General features: G+C 59.9%; 17 protein-coding genes and 3 pseudogenes. 9 read left to right on the top strand and 11 right to left on the bottom strand.

What is annotated here, in order from left to right; translation table 11 throughout:
- The first annotated feature begins 56 nt into the window (after nucleotides 1-56).
- Nucleotides 57-959 (top strand): hypothetical protein, encoded by a 903-nt coding sequence (locus A6B35_RS36350; RefSeq protein ID WP_006199633.1) that lies wholly within the window; start codon nucleotides 57-59, stop codon nucleotides 957-959.
- Here the strand turns inward: A6B35_RS36350 and A6B35_RS31115 are convergent, their stop codons facing one another.
- The 4 genes from A6B35_RS31115 to A6B35_RS31100 are packed head-to-tail and all read right to left on the bottom strand — an operon-like array spanning nucleotide 960 to nucleotide 5,517.
- Nucleotides 960-2,381 carry an SAVED domain-containing protein gene (locus tag A6B35_RS31115; RefSeq protein WP_006199634.1) on the bottom strand — a complete coding sequence of 474 codons (1,422 nt, stop codon included), beginning with the start codon at nucleotides 2,379-2,381 and terminating at the stop codon, nucleotides 960-962.
- On the bottom strand, nucleotides 2,374-2,838 hold the full coding sequence (locus A6B35_RS31110; RefSeq protein ID WP_006199635.1) for a M67 family metallopeptidase: 465 nt from the start codon (nucleotides 2,836-2,838) through the stop codon (nucleotides 2,374-2,376). The genes A6B35_RS31115 and A6B35_RS31110 overlap by 8 nt, the downstream gene beginning before the upstream one ends.
- Nucleotides 2,816-4,507, bottom strand: coding sequence for a ThiF family adenylyltransferase (locus A6B35_RS31105; protein ID WP_006199636.1), 1,692 nt, complete (start codon nucleotides 4,505-4,507; stop codon nucleotides 2,816-2,818). The genes A6B35_RS31110 and A6B35_RS31105 overlap by 23 nt, the downstream gene beginning before the upstream one ends.
- Nucleotides 4,504-5,517 carry an SMODS domain-containing nucleotidyltransferase gene (locus tag A6B35_RS31100; RefSeq protein ID WP_006199637.1) on the bottom strand — a complete coding sequence of 338 codons (1,014 nt, stop codon included), beginning with the start codon at nucleotides 5,515-5,517 and terminating at the stop codon, nucleotides 4,504-4,506. The genes A6B35_RS31105 and A6B35_RS31100 overlap by 4 nt, the downstream gene beginning before the upstream one ends.
- A gap of 34 nt (nucleotides 5,518-5,551) precedes the next feature.
- Here A6B35_RS31100 and A6B35_RS31095 point away from each other — a divergent pair.
- The 5 genes and pseudogenes from A6B35_RS31095 to A6B35_RS37630 all read left to right on the top strand — a co-directional run.
- Nucleotides 5,552-6,595 (top strand): annotated as a pseudogene (locus A6B35_RS31095) (IS110 family RNA-guided transposase).
- 700 nt (nucleotides 6,596-7,295) lie between these two features.
- Complete coding sequence (locus A6B35_RS31090) at nucleotides 7,296-7,598, top strand: hypothetical protein (RefSeq protein WP_006199639.1); 303 nt, start codon at nucleotides 7,296-7,298, stop codon at nucleotides 7,596-7,598.
- A complete protein-coding gene (locus A6B35_RS31085; RefSeq protein ID WP_006199640.1) occupies nucleotides 7,595-8,029 on the top strand; it encodes a type II toxin-antitoxin system VapC family toxin in 435 nt (144 codons plus the stop codon). Before A6B35_RS31090 ends, A6B35_RS31085 begins: the two co-directional genes overlap by 4 nt.
- A 152-nt stretch (nucleotides 8,030-8,181) precedes the next feature.
- Nucleotides 8,182-8,415 (top strand): hypothetical protein, encoded by a 234-nt coding sequence (locus A6B35_RS35895; protein ID WP_006199641.1) that lies wholly within the window; start codon nucleotides 8,182-8,184, stop codon nucleotides 8,413-8,415.
- Between the two features lie 19 nt (nucleotides 8,416-8,434).
- Nucleotides 8,435-8,629: pseudogene (locus A6B35_RS37630) on the top strand (IS701 family transposase); the annotation flags it as partial.
- Between the two features lie 745 nt (nucleotides 8,630-9,374).
- On the opposite strand, the gene A6B35_RS31075 reads toward A6B35_RS37630, so the two are convergent.
- The 7 genes and pseudogenes from A6B35_RS31075 to A6B35_RS31045 all read right to left on the bottom strand — a co-directional run bounded on the left by A6B35_RS31075 (nucleotide 9,375) and on the right by A6B35_RS31045 (nucleotide 15,191).
- Nucleotides 9,375-10,367, bottom strand: coding sequence for an adenosine kinase (locus A6B35_RS31075; RefSeq protein ID WP_006199643.1), 993 nt, complete (start codon nucleotides 10,365-10,367; stop codon nucleotides 9,375-9,377).
- Nucleotides 10,368-10,466: 99 nt separating this feature from the next.
- Nucleotides 10,467-11,663 carry a methionine adenosyltransferase gene (gene metK / locus A6B35_RS31070; RefSeq protein WP_006199644.1) on the bottom strand — a complete coding sequence of 399 codons (1,197 nt, stop codon included), beginning with the start codon at nucleotides 11,661-11,663 and terminating at the stop codon, nucleotides 10,467-10,469.
- A gap of 53 nt (nucleotides 11,664-11,716) precedes the next feature.
- Nucleotides 11,717-13,054 (bottom strand): serine hydroxymethyltransferase, encoded by a 1,338-nt coding sequence (locus A6B35_RS31065; protein ID WP_006199645.1) that lies wholly within the window; start codon nucleotides 13,052-13,054, stop codon nucleotides 11,717-11,719.
- A gap of 39 nt (nucleotides 13,055-13,093) precedes the next feature.
- Nucleotides 13,094-13,435, bottom strand: coding sequence for an ArsR/SmtB family transcription factor (locus A6B35_RS31060; RefSeq protein WP_006199646.1), 342 nt, complete (start codon nucleotides 13,433-13,435; stop codon nucleotides 13,094-13,096).
- A gap of 742 nt (nucleotides 13,436-14,177) precedes the next feature.
- Nucleotides 14,178-14,455: pseudogene (locus tag A6B35_RS31055) on the bottom strand (type II toxin-antitoxin system RelE/ParE family toxin).
- Nucleotides 14,455-14,709, bottom strand: coding sequence for a type II toxin-antitoxin system ParD family antitoxin (locus A6B35_RS31050; protein WP_006199648.1), 255 nt, complete (start codon nucleotides 14,707-14,709; stop codon nucleotides 14,455-14,457). Before A6B35_RS31050 ends, A6B35_RS31055 begins: the two are co-directional and overlap by 1 nt.
- Before the next feature lie 164 nt (nucleotides 14,710-14,873).
- Nucleotides 14,874-15,191, bottom strand: a complete 318-nt coding sequence (locus tag A6B35_RS31045; protein WP_006199649.1) for a transposase — start codon at nucleotides 15,189-15,191, stop codon at nucleotides 14,874-14,876.
- 650 nt (nucleotides 15,192-15,841) lie between these two features.
- Between A6B35_RS31045 and A6B35_RS31040 the strand changes: the two genes are divergently transcribed.
- The 3 genes from A6B35_RS31040 (at nucleotide 15,842) to A6B35_RS31030 (ending at nucleotide 18,071) form a co-directional block, all read left to right on the top strand.
- Complete coding sequence (locus tag A6B35_RS31040) at nucleotides 15,842-16,636, top strand: hypothetical protein (RefSeq protein WP_006199651.1); 795 nt, start codon at nucleotides 15,842-15,844, stop codon at nucleotides 16,634-16,636.
- 210 nt (nucleotides 16,637-16,846) lie between these two features.
- Nucleotides 16,847-17,374 carry a DUF309 domain-containing protein gene (locus A6B35_RS31035; protein ID WP_244425829.1) on the top strand — a complete coding sequence of 176 codons (528 nt, stop codon included), beginning with the start codon at nucleotides 16,847-16,849 and terminating at the stop codon, nucleotides 17,372-17,374.
- 340 nt (nucleotides 17,375-17,714) lie between these two features.
- The gene (locus A6B35_RS31030) at nucleotides 17,715-18,071 is read left to right on the top strand and encodes a hypothetical protein (protein ID WP_006199653.1); all 357 of its coding nucleotides are present in this window, start codon (nucleotides 17,715-17,717) and stop codon (nucleotides 18,069-18,071) included.
- Nucleotides 18,072-18,134 lie beyond the last annotated feature (63 nt).

Genomic DNA, 18,134 nt, shown 5'->3' with positions numbered 1-18,134 from the left:
GACTTGCCGTACTCCGTAGCCGAATCAAAAGCAGGATTTACTGACCGCGGCGCATCATGATCCAGGAAATATTCCTTCGCCGTTACCCTCAGCAGGTTTACTGGGCGGATCACCCCAGTGCCGAGATGCACCGGTTCTTCCTGCAGGCCGCGCACATCATCTTCGACGACCTTGTCGAACCTTTGCAATTGGATATTGGCTTCTTCAAGCGAGCGCATGACGCGCTTGCACGTGAAGCAGGATGCGGACGTCTCTACGACGCATCGTCTTGGGATGCTGTCTGCGGTGAATTCCTGACCGAGACTTATGACCTTTGGAACGACCACCATAGTTCCGCCGACGCATTCCTAAAAATGCGTCTCAGCCTTGTAGAGTTGCTTTTCCGATTTGCCGAAGAGCGTGCCCGTGAACTTGCCCCTCGTGCTCCAGCTGCAGTATCCGCTGTCGCGAGCGCCGTGAAAGAGCTTAACGGTCGCCTTCGCCATGCCGGCATGGGGTTGCACTATCATAACGGGATCCTGCAGTTCGCGCGCGATGAACTGACCGAGACGCGCACCGCGGAGCCCTGCTGGATACTTCTGCGGGATGCGAAATGGGCAAATGTCGATCGCGAACTGAAGGAGGCAATCGAGCGCGCTGAGGGCCAGCGTCAGGATGCGGCCTTCCATGCCGCGAAGGCGCTTGAAAGCGCCATCAAGATCATATCCGATGACAAGGGATGGTCGACGGGTCGTGAGCGCGGCGCCGCCAACTATATCGACAACCTTGTCAGTCAACAGAGCGGGCGTTTTGTCGCCCCGTGGGAAGGAGACATGCTGAGAGCATATTTCGTCCACGTTCGAAATCCCCATGGCCATGGCGCCGGGAGCCAACCGCCGCCCAACCTCACGGTCCATCAGACGGACTGGGCTATCGAGATTGCGATGGCGTGGATAAAGAACCTAGTCCGCCGTTCCTGATCAAATCAGCCCGGTAGCGACATAGGTACGACTCAAGGTGGCAAACTCGTGCAGTTGCGTCGGTGGCATCGCGTTCCAGCGGTGGCCAAGTGCTACAGCAAAAGCCGCTGGCCCGGCGAAGTAGAGTTGGATACCCTTAGGCCTTAATCGCGCAATCGCAGCATCCACCGCTCGCTTGATGCCCGTGACACCGGCCTGCGCCGCTTTCGCAGAAACGATCGGCTCATCGAGGTAAAACCCCAGCACCGCCTCTGCAGGGATTCCGGCACTCTGACCGAGATCGGCACCAGGATCGCGCAGGATGCCGACACACACGACGAGTTGACCAGCAGCCAAGTTCGTCGGTTCCGTAATCCGCCAGTTTTGCGCAGAGTCGCTCGGAGCGGGCCGATCGTCGGTCGCCCATGAACCATCTCGGGTCGGAATTTCCAATTCGAACCCGAGAGCTGAACGCAGTGACCAGCCGATGATTATCGCGGTCGTCAGTCGGTAGGAGCCCGTAAGCGCGACCCGGTGTATGGCATGGCTTCGCAGCCACCGTGCTGTCCTATCCAATGGCGCAGCGAGGTCACCCGCCCACTGTGCTGGTGGCGGAAATACGCCGTCGCGACCGGAAAACGCACTGGCGTCGATCTCGAGACAGCGCTCGTCAGCCTCGTTTCGATCGGAACGGACATGGAGCGGGAAGCTTCGTGGCAGTGGGAGCGGCTTGCCCAACGCATCTTCGATGGTCTTCACCAACACGTCCCGACCCAGCGGTGCGCCGATCGACCTGCGCGCCAGAGCGCTCAACGCCTCGAAAGCTTCGCCTACCCGCTTCTGGGGCGCTTCCAGGGAAGGATAGGCCCGGTCGAGCTCGATTCCGAATGCTGCCAGGGCGGCATCGTGGCCCGGGAGATTGCGCTCGCTGACCTCGACCGACTGGGCGATGAAGTTCCCCAGTTGATCTCCGTAGGCCTCGACGAGTCTGCTCAGCAACTCGGCATCGCTTGCCGCCATGATGTCGGCAAAAGGCGCGTAGAACGGACGAGCCTTGCGGACCCGGCTTGGATCCCGCGCGAGCCAGCCCACAGTTGCCGGCAACCGAGGTGTTACCAGTGTCTGGACGCGCGCGGCACGCGGATAGCTATTCTCGAAGCACTCAAACGTCTCGAAGACCTCTCGCACCGCGGCTGGCGCCAATGAGCCGGCCTTCGCCTGGAAGCGCTCGAGCAGCCGCTCTCTCGGCGCCTGAGGCGCGAAGAACCGCGCTTCCAGGTCCTCAAGGCCTTCAAAAATCATCTGCTCGAAGGCGGGGTTGGCCAGCCAGGCCGGCAGCCGCGCAAGACCGTCCCAAAGTTGATAGTCGAAGCCGTCTTGGGCAATCACGCCGCCCATGCCTCGGGCGTCGGTCAGGGCCGGTCCATTCTCAATCTCACTCAAGTTCAACCTCCAGCAAAACCCGACGTTCGTTTCCTTGCGGATCAAAGACCCAGGCGCCCGATGTCAGTGTCTCCGCATCCAGCCGTACGATCATCAGAACGGCGAAGGTCCCCGCAAACTGCGCATCCCGGACGAGTTGCCGCATCGTCGCCGCGTCAGTACCGCTAGGCTGCACCGCGAAGCTCGGGTGGCTGTGCCACTCGCCAATATAGTTGTACCTCGTGTATCGATGCTCGGTTCGATCGAAAAAGCGAATGGCATCCTTTGCAGCCTGCAGCAGATCGACGATGAACCGGGCGAATGTGCCGGGCCGGGACTGCACGGTCAGTTCCGTCACGCGAAAGTCCGACGGCGCAAGCTGTTCGCCGAACAACTGGCCGCCGATTTCCTTGACGCCTGCTCGCTCAAGAGCTGCGAGGAGCCTTTCGGTCTGATCAGCCGCCAGCGCTACCTTCACCAAGCAACTCCTGTATCAGTGCAAAGGCGAACGACCGGGCCTCCGGATTGTCGGCGATCGGAGGCCTCAGCCCGCGCTCGCCGACATTCAGGCGGATTGTGTGGCAATGTCCGTCGAACAGCCAGGCCTTTCGGTATCCGAGCAGCAGCCAGGCGGAATCGATCGGAGCGGGATTGCCGTCAAGGATGTCCAGGATTACCCGAGCCGCGTGGCCAGCGGTCATTGTGACAGCGGCGTCATCGGCGGCAACCGGGGTGCCATCCTCGGCAAGCATTTCGTAGCGCCTCGGACCGGCCTCAGGCGGTTTGACACCCTGCTCATCGCACCAGGCCAGAAACGTCGCTCGGCCTTCCACAAAGGGTGGATCGCGGCTCGGTATAGCGGTTGCAATCAGAGCACCGAGTCCACCTTCAAAGACCTCGACCAAGACGAACGCGCGACCATTCGCGTCCGCGATTGCGGCCAGGAAGAGCGCAGTCGCCGGATCGCCGGTCGCATCCACGATGACGTCGCTCTCGGCCACAGCCTCAACCTGCCAGGCATGGGTCTTCGCCGACCGCTGCCAGTTCAAGTTGACATCGATGACCTTCACGTCGGCGCCAGGTACGATTCCGAGGAGCCGGCGCTTCAGCCCATGTACCTTGCGAAACCCGATGTCGCGCCAATCGAGCGCATGGCGCTCCAGATTCCCTGGCAGCATCACGTCGCCATCGACCAATGTCTGGCGATGAGCACCTGAACGCAGTAGCGACTCGGCGATTTTCGACCCGACCGAGCCGGCACCGACGATCGTAACACGCTTGGCTTCGACCTCCGCTGGCCGCGATGAGCGCAGACCATCCTCATCGGGCAGGATAAAGACCCGGCGGCGGCTGGTTCCGCCGTCAGCGGTGAGATGGAAGACATCAAGCTCGGCGCCCTTGAAGATGACGACGCCGGCGGATGAGGCTTCAACCGCCGCCGCCGTCACCGGATCGAGCCCGGCGGCCCGAACCAATGTTGTCCGATCGAACTCGCCCGCAGGCGGCGGAGCCTCGTCGGATACATAGACGGGCACTGTGAAACGCCAACTGTCGATGTCAGGCCCAGGCACGCGGCGGGCACCCCGCTGATCCGCTTCGTCGTGGATCATGATCGGCCATACATCAGCACTGGCCATCCACCGCAGAGCCTGGACACCGATCGCGGTGCCGGCTCGGATCCGCGTCGCACAGCCCGAGCCGATCAGCACTGGGTTGGCGCCCCAGCCATAGGCCTGCAGCTCGCCGACGTCATGCGCCGACGGCGCGCGTACCTCGCCTTTCCCAAGAGGGTCCTCGATATCGAGCAAGTTGTAGGCGCTGCGCAGGACATCGACGCCGGTCGCGCCGGGAATCCAGTTGTCCGGCCGCAGTTCCAGGCAGAGTGTGCCGTTGCCGTACTGATGCGTTGTCCAGCGGACCTCGTCCTGCGGTTCAACCCATGCCGGAACTTCCGGGTACTGATCCGGATAGACAAGGCGTACCTGATAGCGCTGGCCATGCGCGCTCAGGACACCTTCAGCGCTTAGGCTGCCTTCATGAAACCGCCAGCGCTCGAACTCGAACCAACTCTCGCCGCGAGCAAGTGCCTCGACCGCCGCCTTTTCGGCCGCCAGCCTCGCCGAATCAGTCAGCCACCAGAACTTCAAGCGAAGCCACGCGGCTTGCTGGCCGGCGCGGCCATCGCATCGGGGAATGTGTAGCCGGCGGCCAAAGGTGTTGCCGCGGCAAAGCCGCCGTAGGAAGCAGCCTTCGCCGGGTTCGCGGTCGCCTTGAACCGATCGCCGAACACCCGCCTCCATTGGCGTGTCGCCTCGTCCATATCGTCGGTTTCCTGCGCGCGACGCGCAATGTCGGCATAGACGCGAACCTTGTCGATAAAGTCCTTCCACTGCGCCAGCTTCACCTTGCCCAGAATGTCGTTCGACTGATCCGCGGGGTCGGCGATGAACGGCTTCTGGTCGAGCGACGCGAGGAAGCCGTATGCTTTATCGATATTCGTCAGCAACTGGGCGAAGGCGGCGCCATAATGCGTTTCCGCTGTCGGCGCATGAAGCGAGACGAGCACTTCAAGCACGAAACCTTTCGGACGCTTGCCGCTAGGGTTAATTCGACGCCACCACTTGAACAGCTTGACGAGCGGCTTGAAGCGGCCGCCGAACCTTTTGTTCTGTTCGGCGCTCCAGGAGGTATGAACCGGCGGGTTGGTGAACTTCCAGGTGCCGTTGTCCCGATCCGGAATCATGTAGCCGTTCGACGTCTGCACGACCGGAACGATGTCCATGTCGGCCTGCCACGTCTCGACGCGCACCGAGCGCTTGTTGATGCGTTCGACCTCGTAGCCGTCACCTCCGTCCTCGAGTGCCCGGCACACTTCGTTCAGAACATCGTCGGGATGGTCGCTGGTTTCGAAGTTCGTGACGATGATGATGTCGACGTCTGGACGCTCCTGGCCATCAGCTGACGTGCGCGGTCGAATCGACGTGTCGCGCGCATAGCTGCCGGACAGAAAGCTTGAGATATACCTGTCCTTGAACTCTTCCTGCGTTCGAAGGTGATCCCGAATGCCACTGTGTCCGCCAGATGCGTGGGACTTCGTGGTTGGGCTTGGCTCGATGTCAGCGAGAAGTTCGGTAAAACGCGCCTGCGGAACCGGCATATATCCCTCAAATGTTCGCCATTCGTTCGAATATGTGGATGTTGCCGCAAACGTTCAAGTATCAGGTGGGCGACCCAAGTCGAAATGCACCGGATTCTCTCGCGCGGCGCATCTGGTATCGGCGGTCGTGACCGATCCGGAGGCGATCTTCGATATTCTGAAACCGTTCCTCGGACGGCTGCGCCGCGTCGGGATCACCGTCGCCTTGGCTGCATCTCAAATTCAAGAGACACGGCCTGCCGGCCGTTGGGAGATCAGCACGTGCGCGCCGCGATGTCGGCGCCGCGCAACAAAACCGACAAGGCCGATGCGCTCGGCATCGCCGATATCATGCGCACCGGCTTGGGTTCCGACAGGCCCACATCAAATCGGAAAGCTGCCATCGGACCAAACTTCCACACACCGGCGCAATTGAAGGCCAAGTTCCTCGACCTGGAGAATGCCATACGTCATTCGCTGAAGGCGTTCGGCATCCGCCTGGGCAAGGTCAGGCGACGGCCTTCGAGTAGGCGGAGCGCACCGAGCCCGCGGGAGATCCATTATCGTCCGAGTTGATGGACACGATGCTGTCGGCATGGGCAGCGCTGTGGCGGCAGTATTGCCGGCTGCAAAATCTCGTCGTCAAAATGGTGGCCCGCAGTGAACTGTGCTGACGCTTCATGGCAATCCCCGGCGTCGACCCATCGCAACACCTTCGTTCATGACGGCGATCGACGATCTGTCGCACTTCCGCCACTCGCGCGACGTCGCACCCTACTTCGGGCCGACCTCGCGGCGCTGGCAGTCGGGCACCTCGACCGACGTCCAGGGCCGCATATCGAAAGCCGGCGACGCGGATGTACGACGCTCGCTCTACGAGGCGGCGTCGGGACGGATGACGTGCTTCAAGGGCTCCGACAAGGTCAAAAGCCGGGGCCGGGCGATCGCCAAACGTTCGTACCATTGCAAGGCCAGTGTCGCTGTGGCGCGCAAGCTGGCGGTGATCATGCATGCCATATGGAGCGACGGAACGTTCTATGTTGGTGATTCCGCGACGACCGAAGCGATGCTGCCCGGCGCGCTCAATCAAGGATCGTAGGCTGCTCGGAGCGCATCGATGAACAGCGCAATGGAAGTTGAAGCGCATGGCGCCGGCACGCTGACGGGGCGCGCCACCTGACACAAGAGATCCGCTCCGGCGGATGAGGAGCGATGCAGGTCAGGAACGGCGGAACGCCCGTTATATTGCCTGCGGCCGCGCCGATCGCGAGACGGCCGGACCGCGCCGCATTGCCCGTGACGATGCTCCGTCACTCCGATGGAAGAGTGTGCCACGACGGTTCGAGCGCTGCACGATTGCAGCCGGGACACACGCAGGCACTGCCGGTTCGCGGGCCGCGTCGACGATCACACCAAGCTTTTCGGCTGTTGTACGTCTCGGTCGCACCACGATCGCGTCCTCGTCCTCGCGCGGAGCACTCCGCTTCGCGACGAAGATGCCACGTGACGGCGCGTTGGCAAGAGAGAAATGCATTTTGAATCAATAGCTTGTTTCGCGCAAGAGCGAGTTCTGGCGGACGGCAGCGTAGTGGCGGGGCACGAGTCGACTACCGTCGTAGCAAAAATATTTTTGCGATCACCTTCCTTTGAAGAGGGTAGTCTCGTCATGGTGGCAACCCTCGACACCATGAATGCCTTGGGGAGGCCATCCTCACCCACCGGGATGCATAACAGTTTCACCAGCCTTGCGCTCCAAGGAAAAGACGGCTATATATCCGGATATAGAACGGAGGCACGCGATGAGCAACAGCGCGCAGAAGAGAGCCATCGAGAATTATCGGTCTCGCCTGACTGAGCGCGGCATCGCGCGGTTCGAGATCCAGGCGTTCGACGCCGACCGCGATCTACTGCGAACCCTTGCCCGGAAATTGACGGAGGGCGGGCCGGAAGCCGGACAGCTTCGTCGGGCCGTACGGCAGGCAGTGGCGGGTGAGTCTCCGAAAGCGGGCGGCATTCTCGCTGCGTTGCGTCGCTCGCCTCTGGTTGGCGCGGACCTCGACCTCAGCCGGCCCCGCGAAGAGGGGCGCAAGGTCGACCTGTGACGCGTTACCTGCTCGATACCAACATCATCAGCAATGTCGTCAAACCGCAGCCATCAGAATCACTCGTGGCATGGATGTCGTCACAGCGCGATGAGGACCTGTTTATCGCCTCGCTGACCGTTGCGGAAATCCGACGCGGGATTTTGGAGAAACCACGCGGCAGAAAGCGCGATGCACTCGACAAGTGGTTCACTGGGTCTGAAGGGCCGCAGGTTCTGTTCGCGGATCGAATCCTCGCATTCGACGAGAAAGCAGGTCTGATCTGGGCGCGGCTAATGGCAGATGGCAAGGCCAAAGGCCGCCCACGAAGCGCTCTCGACACGATCATCGCCGCTGTTGCCGAGAGAAATGGGTGCCTTGTCGTCACGGACAATGAGAAAGATTTCGAGGGAGTCGATATCGTTAACCCCCTGCGGGAAGTCGCGAGATGAGCGTAGTCACTTGCGTTTGTTCATGTGATGTTCCTATCGAGGTCGACTCACAGCAACAGATCAAAAAGCGTATGGTCTCACGCCTCGGCGGGCCCGGCCTAGCTTCAAATTCATTCAGGAGCAGGCACCTAGCGGCTCTGTCGAGGTAAAAAATGACTGATTACAATAAGTTGAGTCGAGAAGATTTGATCCGCGTGCTGCTCGACCGGGACGGAGTGGACGTCGGCGGAATCCGTCTGACCCACCCCGGACAAACGCCGCCTTGGCAAATCATTCGCCAGTTGAAGCCACGCTCGCAGCGTATCGAGAAAAAGCTGTGTGTTGGCTCCGAGGCATTGCAGTCCGAGAACGTCCTCCATGCGCCGTGGAGGGGATCGTCGGCTTGAGGAAACCTCGCCCGAGGAACTGGAGGAGTGCTTTTGGCGCGCCAAGGATGATCTCGGACTTGATCATTGCGAGGCTCGGTCCTGGCACGGATGGCATCGCCACATGAGCCTGTGCATGGCCGCCCTGGCGTTCCTCTCCACGCTATCGGCTGATCTTCGCCGCAGCGCATGGAGCAAACCGAACGAAAGGAGTTCGAAGGAGCCAATCGCCGCCATGGTCGCTCTGGCGACCACGACATCGGCCCGCAGCCACCATCTGTCACTACAAACGGCGTGGACATGCGCAACCTGTAGTACTAGCCCAAGCGGCGGCGTGAACACCAAGGGCTGCCGTTTCGCTTTTTGGGGTTTGCCTGAAAAATCTTTAGCCCAGACCGGGTTATTCTGGTGCACCTGTCGTATTTCCACAGGGTGTTGCACGGTAGAGTGACAACGCCTTGCCGCGTGCGCGGAGCAGGAGGGCATGGCAACAGGCCGGAACAAGTAGGACGGCGCAGACCGTCACACTCTTCAAAAAGAGACTATTCGCCAGAGGGTATCTTCATCATCGATCCGGCGGTCGGGAGGCTGTGCCGGCTGAAAAGGACGATGGCTATGATACAGTCAGGAGATGGATGGCGTGATCCACGCCGGGCACCTGCACCGATCACCTCCCCAAAATGGCGATCCGGTCCTGGTATCGAGCCGCCGTGCCGAGATTTTCGCGGCCGTGGAGGCTTCGCTCTCTGGTGTCTGCAGGGCGAAGCGGGCAGCAGATGAGAGCCAGCGGCGGGGGAGCACCAGCGGACCGAACCGACGTGCGTCGACGGACACGATCTTAAGGATGCTGGCCTGTCTTGGCAGTCTCGGCCGGGTGTCGACGTCGCTCTTGATCCCAATACGTCGATCTTGAGATAGCGATTTGCCCGCACTTTCCTTGGACAGCTTGCACCGGGGTGGGGACGTAGTTCGCACGCCCCCTAAAGCAACCCAGCCTGTTCAGCCTCGCGGCGCAGGTTCTGGCGCGGGCGCGGGCCGATCTGCTGGATCACCAGGCCCGCGGCCAGTGAGCCGAGGTCGCCGCACGTCTTGAGGTCGCGGCCTTGCGTGTAGCCATGCAGGAAACCGGCCGCATAGAGATCGCCGGCGCCTGTCGTGTCGACCAGTTCCTTGATCGCGGTCGCCTGGATGAGCACGGTCTCGTCGCCGCGCACGATGACCGAGCCCTTTTCCGAGCGGGTGACGGCGGCGATCCGGCAATCCTTGCGGATCTGCAGCAGCGCCTCGTCGAACGACGATGTCTGGTAGAGCGACTTGATCTCGTGGCTGTTGGCAAAGACGATGTCGACGGTGCCCGAACGCATCAGGTCGAGGAACTCGTCGCGGTAGCGGTCGACGCAGAACGAATCCGAGAGTGTCATCGACACTTCGCGGCCTGCCGCGTGCGCCAGCTTCGCCGTCTGCCGGATCGCTTCCTTGGCCCGCGGCGGGTCCCACAGATAGCCCTCGAAATAGGTGACCTTGGCGCCGGAAGCCTTGTCGGCCTCGACATCCTCCGGCCCGAGTTCGACGGCGGCGCCGAGATAAGTGTTCATCGAACGCTCGCCGTCGGGGGTGACGAAGATCATCGAGCGCGCTGTCGGTGGCTCGCCCTTGAGCGGCCTGGTGTCGAAGGCGACGCCTTGCGCATGGATGTCGTGCGCGTAGATTTGGCCCAGCGCATCGTTCGAAACCTTGCCGAAGAAGGCGGCGCGGCCGCCGAAACTGGCGACACCGGCCGCCGTGTTGCCGGCGCTGCCGCCAGACGCTTCGATGGCCGGGCCCATGCGGCTGTAGAGCAGTTCGGCGCGCTGGGTGTCGATGAGGTTCATCGCGCCCTTGATGATGCCGTTGGTCTCGAGGAAGTCCTCGTCGCACTGGGCGATGATGTCGACAATGGCATTGCCGATGCAAAGCACGTCATAATCCGGCATCAATGTCTCCGCGATGAACCTGCCGGCTTTCTGCGGCCACGTGCGGATCTGGCGAGTTGGAATGGGTTTTCCAAATGACAATCCAGTCGACGTCGGCGTTCATGCGGCTGCGAGCCCTGCCGCGCGCCGCAAGTCTTCGGCTCTGTCTGTCCTCTCCCAGGTGAACTCAGGCTCTTCACGGCCGAAATGTCCATATGTCGCGGTCTTGCGGTATATCGGACGTAAGAGATCAAGCATTTTGATAATGCCCTTCGGTCTGAGATCGAACAGCTCAAGAACGAGGCCCTCGATCCTTTTTTCCTCAATCCTCGCCGTTCCGAAAGTATTGACCATGACAGAAACCGGACTGGCCACGCCGATCGCGTAAGCAAGCTGAACCTCGCAGACCTCCGCAAGTCCGCTAGCAACGATGTTCTTCGCGACATAGCGGGCCGCATAGGCAGCCGAGCGGTCTACCTTGGACGGGTCCTTGCCCGAAAAGGCGCCGCCGCCGTGACGCCCCATCCCACCATAGGAATCGACGATGATTTTGCGCCCTGTAAGGCCGCAGTCGCCGCGCGGCCCACCCACCACGAACCGCCCCGTTGGATTGACCAAGATCCTGATCCCCGCCGTATCCAAATCGGTCGGCAAGACCGGCCTTATAATCTCCTCGACGACGCCTTCCCGGACTGTATCTTGTGAGACCTCTTCCGCATGTTGCGTCGACAGGATTATGGTATCCAGCCCCACTGGGCGCAAACCTTCATAGCGGACAGTCACCTGCGACTTCACGTCCGGACGCAGCCAGCTAAGCTGTCCTGCTTTGCGGACCTCTTCCTGCCTTTTCGTCAAGCGATGAGCGAGCTGGATCGGCAAGGGCATCAGTGTATCGGTCTCGCTGCATGCGAACCCGAACATCAGGCCTTGATCCCCCGCGCCCTGCTCGAGATCCTGCCCCCGACCCTCGTCAACGCCTTGGCTAATGTCGGGCGACTGCTCGGTGAGGGCCAGGACGACGGCGCAACGCCGACCATCAAAGCCAACGGCATCATCATCGTATCCAACATCGAGAATCGTGTCTCGGGCAACTTGGCTGTAATCGACCTGCGCATCGCTGGTGATCTCGCCAGCCAGAACGACCATCCCTGTCTTGACCAACGCCTCACAGGTCTTCACCAAAGCTTCACAGGCGACGCGCGCCTTTGGATCGGAGCGCAGGACCGCATCGAGGATGGCATCCGAGATGTTGTCGGCCAATTTATCCGGATGTCCCGCGCCGACGGATTCAGAAGAGAACACGAACTGCCTAGCCATGAAATGCCTCGCTTCGGGTGTGGAGTTGTATGGAGCATTTTGATGAGCTCGCCTTAGATGTCGGTGATGCCGGGCACCCCGAACGCAGCGCAGAAGTCGGCGACGTCTCTTCGCACGCTGGTGTGAACATCCGGATCGTTGGGCTGACGGCAGACCAAGTCAATGAAATCGGCGATCTGCAGCATTTCCCCCTCGCGCATGCCCATTGAGGTCACTGCTGGCGACCCCAAGCGAATTCCGCTTGCGACCGCCGGGTCGCGCGGGTCGCCCGGCACCATATTGAAGTTCGTAATGATGCCAGCGTTTGCCAACCGCTCGGCATAAGCTTTTCCTGACAGTGGTCGATCACGCAGATCAAGGATCAGCATGTGATTGTCAGTCCCCCCGGTGACCAGGTCATAACCTCGCTCCAGAAGCGCCTGGGCCAGAGCCTTGGCATTCTTGACGATCTGGTGACCGTAGCTGCGGAAGGCCGGGGTCGCGGCTTCCTGCAAAGCGACAGCTAGCGCAGCGACAACATTCATATGAGGCCCTCCTTGCAGTTGAGGGAAGACAGCGCGATCTATCCGCCTGGCGAGATTGTATTTGCTCTTGGGATGGTACAGAGCCTGATAGCGATCTTCGTTCCTCGACAAAATGAAGCCACCGCGGGGACCGCGGATCGATTTGTGAGAGGTGCTGGTGACGACGTCGCAATGGCAAACCGGATTCGGGTGCGCTCCTGCGACAATCAGGCCACTGATGTGCGCGATGTCGGCCACGAGATAGGAGTTCGTCTCCAGAGCGATTTCTGCCATCAGCGCGTAGTCAAAGATACGGGGATAAGCAGTACCGCCAACCCAAATGAGCCGAGGCTGTTCGCGCTTTGCTGTTTCGCGCAAACGGTCATAGTCAATTTGCTGCGTCTTTTCGTGCAGCCCATAGGGCACCCGCTTATAGTCTGTTCCGGAAAAATTGATGGCCCAACCATGAGTGAGATGGCCGCCTTCCGGAAGGGGCAAGCCCATGACTTTGTCACCGGGGCTCAAAAGCGCGCGATAGACAGCCTGGTTGGCCGGCGAGCCGGAATAAGGCTGGACGTTGGCATGCTCGCTGCCAAATAGTGTTTTCAACCGCTCAATCGCAAGGTTCTCAAGCTCATCGACGATCTCGTTTCCCGCGTAGTATCGTGCACCGGGGTACCCCTCGGCATACTTGTTCGTGAAAATCGAACCGGTCGCTTCCAGAACGGCCGAGGAGGCAAAGTTCTCAGAGGCGATGAGTTTGAGCGTTGTCCGCTCCTGCCGCTCCTGTCTTAGAAGCAGTTCGTGAACGCGGCGATCAACCGCGGCCAAGGGAGACCATGCGGAGGTTTCGGGCTGCGCGATGGCGCCGTCGGTGGTGTTGTCCATGGTAGCTTCTCGCTCCGCTTGGATTGATTTATTTCACGATCAGGCAGGCGGTCCCTTCGGCCGCGCGTCTCGGATCGCTTCGAGCCGCTGCAGGTCCCGTTTATGATAGCCGGCGCCATGGGGCAGGAGATCGACCAATAGTTGAACCAGCCCGCCGTCCTTGCCTGCTTTCAGATGGTACGAGCGCCACGGACGTTGTTCGTTGCAGCAAAGAAAGTCGGCTCTGGCGAGCAGCCGGACGTGTCGCACAATCCGCTCGCGACGCACGCCCAGAATCTCCGCTAGTTCGCAGACAGTTAGGTCCGCATGCGCGCAAAGGCCCAGGATTCGAAGGCGATCCAAATGCGCTGCCGTGCGTAGCCGGCTGACCAGCGTCATCATTGGTCAGCATCAAGCCACATAGAAAGACATGGCACTCGTCCTAATGAATTTGTCATTTGGCAATCTCCGCAGATGCTGCAGCTTTCGAACCAAATCATGTTGTTGCTTAATCCGGCGCTAGACACTGGCCATGTTCGCGAGGAACCATTCCTATTTTTGAGCGCGCACTTGTTTTGAGGCGACAGTAGAGTTTTTCAACAACCCATGATGTGCGCTCTTCTGCTGTTGCCGCAAAGAATTGCAGTTTGACCATTGAGAGTAAGTGTCGCCAGGCTTTTGACCTACTTACCTCGGATTCGACGATGAGCTTACCATTCCAACGAATTTGGTGTTGCTAAGAGTGTATGAATTTCTTTGAAGGATCTGTTGCAATGTCTGCACGCGAATTGGCGAAGTGCCGGTCAGGCAGCGAGACTGGCGAACAGCTTGACCAGGGGGGATCGGATCAAAAGCGGATCCCGTTTGCCGTTTTGTATCCCGGCGATCGATCTGTTCGAAATCGACGACTGCGAGCAGGAAGTAAAGACAGGCGGCCAGATCGACAAACGCTGATTGCCGGACAATGACCCAGGTCGAAGTCAGATAGGGAGGAAATTGAGTACCAACGCTCCAGTCAACTCAATGGCAAAGGCACGGCTTGCGCCGATGTCGTGCTGCCAGAAAGTTTATCCTGTGCCAGACTATTCCCAAGCCTTGGGTGTGCAATCCCAGAGGCTGATGGGGGATCATCGATCCTGAGGCGTCATGAGGACCCATGTCCGTGGCGCACACGGACATGAGTATGCCGTCGTTGGCTTCGATCAGGTAGACGATGAGATGGGCCTCGAATGGTTGAATACGTATTGGCGGCGATAGTTCAAGCCGCTCCCGGGCCATGCGCGGATTGGCAGCGATCAGATCGAAGATCGCGAACATCTCGTCATGATCTTCTCTGACCTGCACAGCACCGAACAGGTGCACTGCCTGCTCGGCAATACCGATAATGTCCTCTTCCGCTGTTAACGAGAGGCGAATTCCCATTAGCCATTGCCGCGCGGCGTCTCAGCGCGTTTGGCCGCTTCCGCAAAAAGCGTTTCCCTGGAACGTTTGCCGGCGCCCCTTTTCAGGCCATCATCGACAAAACGCTTCATGGCCGCGATTTTGTCATTTCGCTCCTGATCCCGGCGGATCAAATCGCGCACATAATCGCTCGCGTTGGCGTAGCGGCCCGTTTTGGCTTGCCCCTCGACCCAATCCTTCATCGGGTCGGGTAGTGATACGTTCATCGTTGCCATAGTGCCCTCCGTACCCTATACCAGCATGGCATATTTTGGCAAAGTTTGTCAAAACGCTGGCCGAGCCGAGCTATCCGAAGGCGCTTGGGTCAAGTGTTCATGGGCGCGCCGATCATTGCGGATGTCGCGGACCTTGTCGCAATAGCTGACGCCGGCCGTGCTTTTCAATGAAAGACGATAGCACGCGGCTGCCCCGCCAAGCCCAAATCTGGTTCAACACCAGTGCCCGGCCTTCGGCCCGTCCTCAAACTGCTCACGTTGAACGCCAGCGATTGGTGCATCTTGCAAAAGCTGAGCTTGCGGAAGGCGAACACGGTGCTGGAGGTGACTGAGTACTCGCGGCGACGCCTGCGGAGTACGTAGCAGTCGAGAACGCCGCAAGGGGGGCAGACAGGCTCGCCCTGGGTCTTAGGCCAGCGGAACTGACGGAAGATCGCGTAGGCTTTCTCTTCGTCAATCTTGACGAGGTGCTGGATGGGCATGTCCCGGCATCCCGGGGACATCAGGAAGTGCTGGCCGTCCTGGTATTTCGCACCTCCGCGCCTCAGCGTCGTGATTGACGTGGATGAAACGCCACCGGTCCGGACGTTCTAGAATCTAGGCGGGGCGTGCGGGAACTAGAGGCGTGGGTACTCATGTTCAGGCTCCTGAGGCGATGGTCGCCGATACACATGGCGATGCGGCGGCTTCGGGAGGCCGTCGAAATCAGCGCCGTATGCGGATCTGCCTGACATAAGCGGGCCATTAGTGGATCTGGCCGCAGGAGTCGATCGGTTCTTTAACTTCGAGGCAACGAGCCGTAAACGAGCATGGGCCAAACTCGCTAACTGCTTCACCCGCATTTCAGTGACGGTTAACACTGGTTGCCATGCAGCCGCCCGCCGCATTGACTTTCAGGCAGGTCGGGCAGATATATTGCTCGATCGAGGAAGGTAGTCGTGAGCGTTAAGGTTGGCCATTTCAACGTGAAGGATCGTCGCGCGGAGAAGCAGCGTTCCCGTGATGTCGACCTTGCGCGCCTTGCGTCCAAGCAGATTTCCGCTAAGGAACTTCGCGATGAGAATGGCTTTTTCTCGTCCCTGGATCGGTCGAAGGCCCGGCTTCTTGTTCGCAGGGCCTCAGTCGCGTTGAGATGAGTGACGAGCCTGCGCGTTTCGGCCCGGTAGACGTTCTCCAGATAGCATCAAAACTTACGATCGATGATGCCACATTTGTCATCGGCGGCCAGGCTACCAACCTGTGGGCATGGTTCTACCAAGACCGAACTCCTGAGTTGTCGTCCAGCTCCGAACTGACGAGTAAGGACATCGACTATTTCGGCACGAAGAAGGCGGCAGAGAGCCTGGCGCAGGCGCTTGGTGGGAAAGTCTATCTTCCAAATGCAGATGATATGAACACGCCGAACACGGCAGTTGTCGTGGCCGAGGTCAACGGAAAGAAGTTGCAGATCGACTTCATGCACGGCGTTCTGGGTCTCACAAAACGCGAGTTGGAAAACGGCGTTTCGGTCATCCGGCTTGAAGCAGATTCGGACGGAAAGCTGCTGCGGGCAGATGTTGCTGTCATGCATCCAGTCCTCTGCCTCAAGAGTCGAGTCGCGAATATGCTGTCGCCGGCCACCATGCGGCGAGATAAATTCGCGTGGAAACAGTTGTATGCAACGATTGCCATCCTGGAAGTCTACATAAGAGATGCATTGGACGACGGCGATATCAAGGAAGTTAATCGCTGCTTCCGAGAGATTTTTAACTACCTAAGGAGCGATCGTTACGGCCGAAGAGTCGTAGATGAATTGGGTGTCGATCCCCTAAAAATCTTGGAGACGTTCGCTTCCGACAGCTGCCTTGACGAGCGCTATCGCGAACTGACGCTCGGAAAAATGATCGACAGAATCGTGACGGCACGACAACGCCGCCATGACACATGAACGGCAGTTCGGGTTAGGTGGTGGCGGTTGCTACCGAATGGCGCTTTGCCGCCGGAAACATCCGGCTTCGTGCGTGTAAGGCGTAAGCTGAAATCTCAGGGATGGAAGGATCCAGCAACCAATGCAGGGCCGTGTCCCATCAGATTCCATGTGACATGAATTGTCATTGACGTGCTTTCATGATTTCTGGGGTCTATGTCACATCCTCGCTTGCTGCCCGAAAAGAACTTTCCGGGCTATGCTTACCTGCCTGGCAAGCATCCTCATCCGGTTCGCGATCCGTTAGGCCACAGTTACCAAAGCGACCCGGTGGCCGTTGTTGCCGTCGAGGAATCCCTCAACTCGAAGGGGTTTCGATGGGGTGTGGACCTTTTCAATCACGGCTATTACTGGGAAGCTCATGAGGCTTGGGAGCCTCTTTGGCACGCTGCGAAACGAAGCACTCAGCATCGCCCTTTCTTCAAGGGATTGATCCTGTTGGCGGCGGCCGGGGTGAAGATCCGCGAGGGAAAGCGGGGCGCTGCCGAGCGCCATGCGGCGAGAGCTGCAGCCCTTTTTCGCCAGGTGACGTCTCTGCCTAGCCGGCCCTTTGAGGCCGCACTCGGAATGACGCCTGCCGCGCTCGCAGTACACGCCGAAGCGGCCGTAACTTCCCCAGCTGTTTTGCGAGAGCCGATGCGTGACCAGCCCGACCCGGTTTTCGATTTCATTCTCGCCCCTAGATACGAGGGCGTCTGATGGGCGACCCGACACCACCGTGCCCTTCGTTATTTCGTTGTACGCACTTCCGGCTGTCATGGGCAGTTCGACAATAGAAGCTTCAATCCTGACGCGCTTGACCTGCGCTCACGCCCGCTCTGAGCGCAGCTCCAGTGGCAGGCGCTGTTCCCTCGTTCACTTCACGGTAAAGCCCTATGGCTCCCCGCTAAGCGATACAACGGGCAGCGCAAACCTGAAGCGGTTGCCTTGCGGCCTCAGGCCTCGGCCCTTGACTAATTGGCGGCGATGTACAGGGATTCCCCGAGAGCTTAATCTTAACCGCGCAAAGACATGCTACGGCTGATGGAGGGGAGGGCGCTTGGACGAGAACGATCCGAAGGAAGAGCTGATCGAGACGATTTTCCGCAACGGCACAATCACCGTCGTGGGGATCTTGCTTGCCTTTTCGCTCGGCTTCGTCACGCATTGGGCTGCTAACCCCATGCCATGGCGATTCTACGATCTGTTCGCCGTTGTGCCGATCCTGTTCGGCATCGCGTTGCAGATGCGGGCGCTGTCCATGCTGCTCGACATGAGTTCGCTGCGCCGACCCATCTACGAACGCGCCAACCGCATCTTCATGGCGGGCCTCATCTTCACCGCGTGCGGCGTGGGGCTGGCCATCCTGCTCGATGTTTTCGAGATGTCGACGAGGGGCGCGCTGCCAGGCGCTTGACGGCGCCGTCACTGCGCTCGGGCGCTGCCGCTCATCGACTGACGCATCGTCAAGTCCAGGGTT

This window comes from Mesorhizobium amorphae CCNWGS0123 (assembly GCF_001686985.1).
GTDB lineage: Bacteria > Pseudomonadota > Alphaproteobacteria > Rhizobiales > Rhizobiaceae > Mesorhizobium > Mesorhizobium amorphae.
Note: the sequence above shows the minus strand (reverse complement) of the source record. Positions and strands in the feature narration are given on the sequence as shown.